This window comes from Microcoleus sp. MON1_C5, assembly GCF_036701875.1.
Lineage (GTDB): Bacteria > Cyanobacteriota > Cyanobacteriia > Cyanobacteriales > Microcoleaceae > Microcoleus.
The window spans coordinates 1-3202 of record NZ_JAUBRN010000139.1; the positions used below are offsets into that span (position 1 = coordinate 1).

At 40.3% G+C, this 3202-nt stretch carries 5 protein-coding genes; 3 read left to right on the forward strand and 2 right to left on the reverse strand.

The genetic code is table 11. From position 1 onward, the window contains the following. The first annotated feature begins 350 nt into the window (after positions 1-350). Positions 351-521: a Uma2 family endonuclease gene (locus QUA71_RS28965; protein WP_333290437.1), complete on the forward strand. Its 171-nt coding sequence runs from the start codon at positions 351-353 to the stop codon at positions 519-521. Then, positions 522-728: a hypothetical protein gene (locus tag QUA71_RS28970; RefSeq protein ID WP_333290429.1), complete on the forward strand. Its 207-nt coding sequence runs from the start codon at positions 522-524 to the stop codon at positions 726-728. It begins immediately after the preceding gene. 133 nt (positions 729-861) lie between these two features. On the opposite strand, the gene QUA71_RS28975 is transcribed toward QUA71_RS28970, so the two are convergent. Beyond that, positions 862-1440 carry a GTPase gene (locus QUA71_RS28975; protein WP_333290431.1) on the reverse strand — a complete coding sequence of 193 codons (579 nt, stop codon included), beginning with the start codon at positions 1438-1440 and terminating at the stop codon, positions 862-864. Positions 1441-1443: 3 nt separating this feature from the next. Then, complete coding sequence (locus QUA71_RS28980; protein WP_333290433.1) at positions 1444-2406, reverse strand: GTPase; 963 nt, start codon at positions 2404-2406, stop codon at positions 1444-1446. Between the two features lie 253 nt (positions 2407-2659). On the opposite strand from QUA71_RS28980, the gene QUA71_RS28985 reads away from it, so the two are divergent. Then, entirely contained in the window at positions 2660-3130 is a 471-nt protein-coding gene (locus QUA71_RS28985) for a hypothetical protein (protein ID WP_333290435.1), read from the forward strand. Positions 3131-3202: the final 72 nt, after the last annotated feature.

The following is a 3202-nucleotide window of genomic DNA, read 5'->3' on the forward strand; positions in this document are numbered from 1 at the left end:
GAGCCGGATGAATCGAAAGTTTCACGTCCGGTTCTGAAGGAGAGGTAGGGGTAGAAATGCCCCTATCGACTCTAACCCAGGGATGTAATAGATGGCGATCGGATGAGATTTCCGCTCAAAGTCAAGAACTACAACGATCTGAGAAGGAACGTCCTAAAACCCCGCATCTTGGTTGTCGTTTTAGTCGTAGACATAGAGATCTTCAGGGCGAAACCTCTGCAAGGGCTGGTGCAAGTGAGGCTCACGTGACGGTTGCCGGCCACTTATTTGCACTTTTGAGAAATCAGGTTCGGGGTAGTGGCCGTCGTGTCTATATGTCGGATATGAAAGTTAGAATTGAATCTTAGAATATTTACTACTATCCTGACGTGATGGTAACGTGCGATGAACGGGCCAAAGCTTTTCAATATTATAAAAAATTTCCTCGTTTAATTGTTGAGGTTTTGTCAAATGGTACTGAAGGATTCGATTGGGGCGATAAGTGGGCTGACTATCAAGAATTAGAAACGCTTCAAGAGTAGGTGTTAATTAGCCAAAAACGTGAGCGGGTAGAGTGTTTTCGTCGCAATGCTGAAGGGTTGTGGGTTTTGTATTCCTATACTCAAGGAAGCGAAATTCACTTGTCTAGCGTAATTTTTTGCACAGGTATTGATGCTATCTATGAGGATGTAATCTTTACTAAGGAAGATTCAGAAGCAGAATTTGATGAACTGCGATCTAGGGTATAAATGGAAAGTGCGATCGCACCTCAGTTAAGGAAGGGCGATCGCTTTTGATATAAGGCTAGGGTAAACTAAATTGCTGGTTTCTTGTCTAATTAGTTAATGAGTAGAATTAACCGCGAAAGGAACCGATTAGAGATCAATCTGTTAATAATGAGAGAATAGGTAATCCATCAGATGTCCAATTTTCTACAATATTATCAACTAACCATGTTTGCTCAAATCCTTGAAATATTTTGTCAATATCTTGTTCTTTTGTGAGATTTTGGAGAAACTCAAAAATTTGTTGACTCCTTTTTTCTGCAACTATCTCTAGTTGATGGTTAGGTACAGATGCAGCAAACGTTAAAACCAGGATAGAGCGATTCCAAATAGATGCACCAAGTCGATCAGTCAAAAGGCGTAGTGTTCGCTTTTCGTCTGGCCGAAAACGAGTTTCGTTAAGCCTACTCACATAGATGGTTGCATAAATCTGAGCTAAATTAACTTTAGCCCGTACTAAAGATAGGTAGGCTTCATCACAGGCTTCGTCATCCTCAGCTAATCCAGGTGTATCGATAAGAGACACATCGCCTAGAGGAGTTTTGTAAGCATAATGCTCAACAAGTTTTGTACAAGCTTCATACTCTGAAGTCTCAGCAATATAACTACCAAACGTGGCATTGATAAAACTTGATTTGCCAACACCTGTCCGTCCTACCAGTAGAAATTTACGCATACCTTACCAACGGAACAACCCACCAAAAAATCCTATTGCTGCACCAATTGCACCCCCGACAGCAGAACCGACTGGCCCTGCTAGAGAGCCAATTACAGCCCCAACACTTGCTCCCGCACTTGCAAGCCCTAACACTTCAGCAGTCTTATTTGTGACTACTGCTGTCTGCCTCTCGTTAAGCTCAATAGGTGTATATGTTGGGGCTGGCTCATAGATTTTTTCTATTATAACTTCTCTTTCTTTTTCAGGTCGTTTGACTCGCTCTACAGTTGCCATTAAAAATGGTGCTGCACCTTTAGCAGAAATCCTTGCATATATCTGGGTATAAAGTTCACCTAACCATTTTTCTCCATCTGGTGTCCTCTCATTTTTATTATCAACTGCAACTGACGGAACGTTATTTGCTATTCCAATGCCCGTGTATTTAGCGATCTCTTTCCGAATAAGTTCCGTCCTTTTGTCCAATGCAATCGGATAGTCTGAGGCATTCTTTGCACCTGCAAAAGTAAAGATAATGACAGCTTGTTCCCAAATTTTTGAATTAAAAGCCTCAGAAATCAGTTTGATTCCTCGTTTTTCGTCATTAGTAACTCTTGTTTCATCTAAACGGCTGACAAACCACATAGAGTCAACCTGGCTGACATCGGAACGCATACGTTCTAAATATTTATAATCATTTCCAACTTCCTCAAGATCATCGCACAAGCCAGGAGTATCAATTATAGTAAAATTAATCCCATTGAGTTCATTCTCATACTTTTTAATATCCATTGTACAAGGTTCATAGTCACCGACTACAGCAATTGTTTTACCCATCAAACTATTTACAGTGCTTGACTTTCCCACTCCTGTACGACCAACCAATAGAAAAGTGAATTTTTTACCCTGCGCTACTTGCAGTTTATCCTTCAGAGTTTCTAACCAGTTTATTGCTTGCTCTTCATCATTGCTATTGAATACAGACATAGCTTGATTCTCCTACTTGCCTAACGACGAAATAAACAACATGGTCTTCAATTTTCGCCATTAAATTACATCCTTTAATTCCGTAATTATATCATATACATAACTTTTCCTTTTAGTCTACTATCGACTGTAATTAAATGTAATTAATGTTACACAATATCTCTCTCCAAGAAAGTCACATTTTGTAAGAGATATCAGAAAATGTCAGAAAAAGTCTGATAAAATAAGCAAAACCACTACACCTATCCCACCAATGGACGTTAAAGAAGTCTTGAGATTTGCCGATGACCTGGTTTTCGCTAAGACGGGAGAACATTTGGAGGATCTGCAAGAAGCTATCCTGGGGGGTGTATGGGAAGGTCAAAAATACTCTCAAATCGCAGAAGCATCGCATTGTAGCGAAGGTCACGTCAGGAATGTAGCTTCCAAATTATGGAAGCGTTTATCAAATGTATTAGATGAAGAAGTCACTCCATCCAATTTACGCTCGACACTTGAGAGACGACAATTATTCATCATTTCATCAAATTCGGGAAACGATTTTTTTATTGGTAATGTCAATGTCTGTAAGGATAGTCAATTTTCAGAATATCAACAAACCCGATCGCCCTCAACCTCCACCTCAAACACCTCCCCACCCCAAACCAGACTAGACTTAGCAGACGCACCTCATATTTCATCTTTGTCCGATTCGCATGAGGGCGATAGCTTCGCTTCACGGTAATTGCTCAACCCCCTTGACAAGAAGACGAGATAGACATTAGATAAAGGAATGGAAAAACTTCCCGACTTAAAA

Bases quoted from the DNA above. Each gene is read 5' to 3' on its own strand.
- QUA71_RS28985 (WP_333290435.1), top strand. From the start codon at position 2,660: ATGGACGTTAAAGAAGTCTTGAGATTTGCCGATGACCTGGTTTTCGCT.
- QUA71_RS28980 (WP_333290433.1), bottom strand. From the start codon at position 2,406: ATGTCTGTATTCAATAGCAATGATGAAGAGCAAGCAATAAACTGGTTA.
- QUA71_RS28975 (WP_333290431.1), bottom strand. From the start codon at position 1,440: ATGCGTAAATTTCTACTGGTAGGACGGACAGGTGTTGGCAAATCAAGT.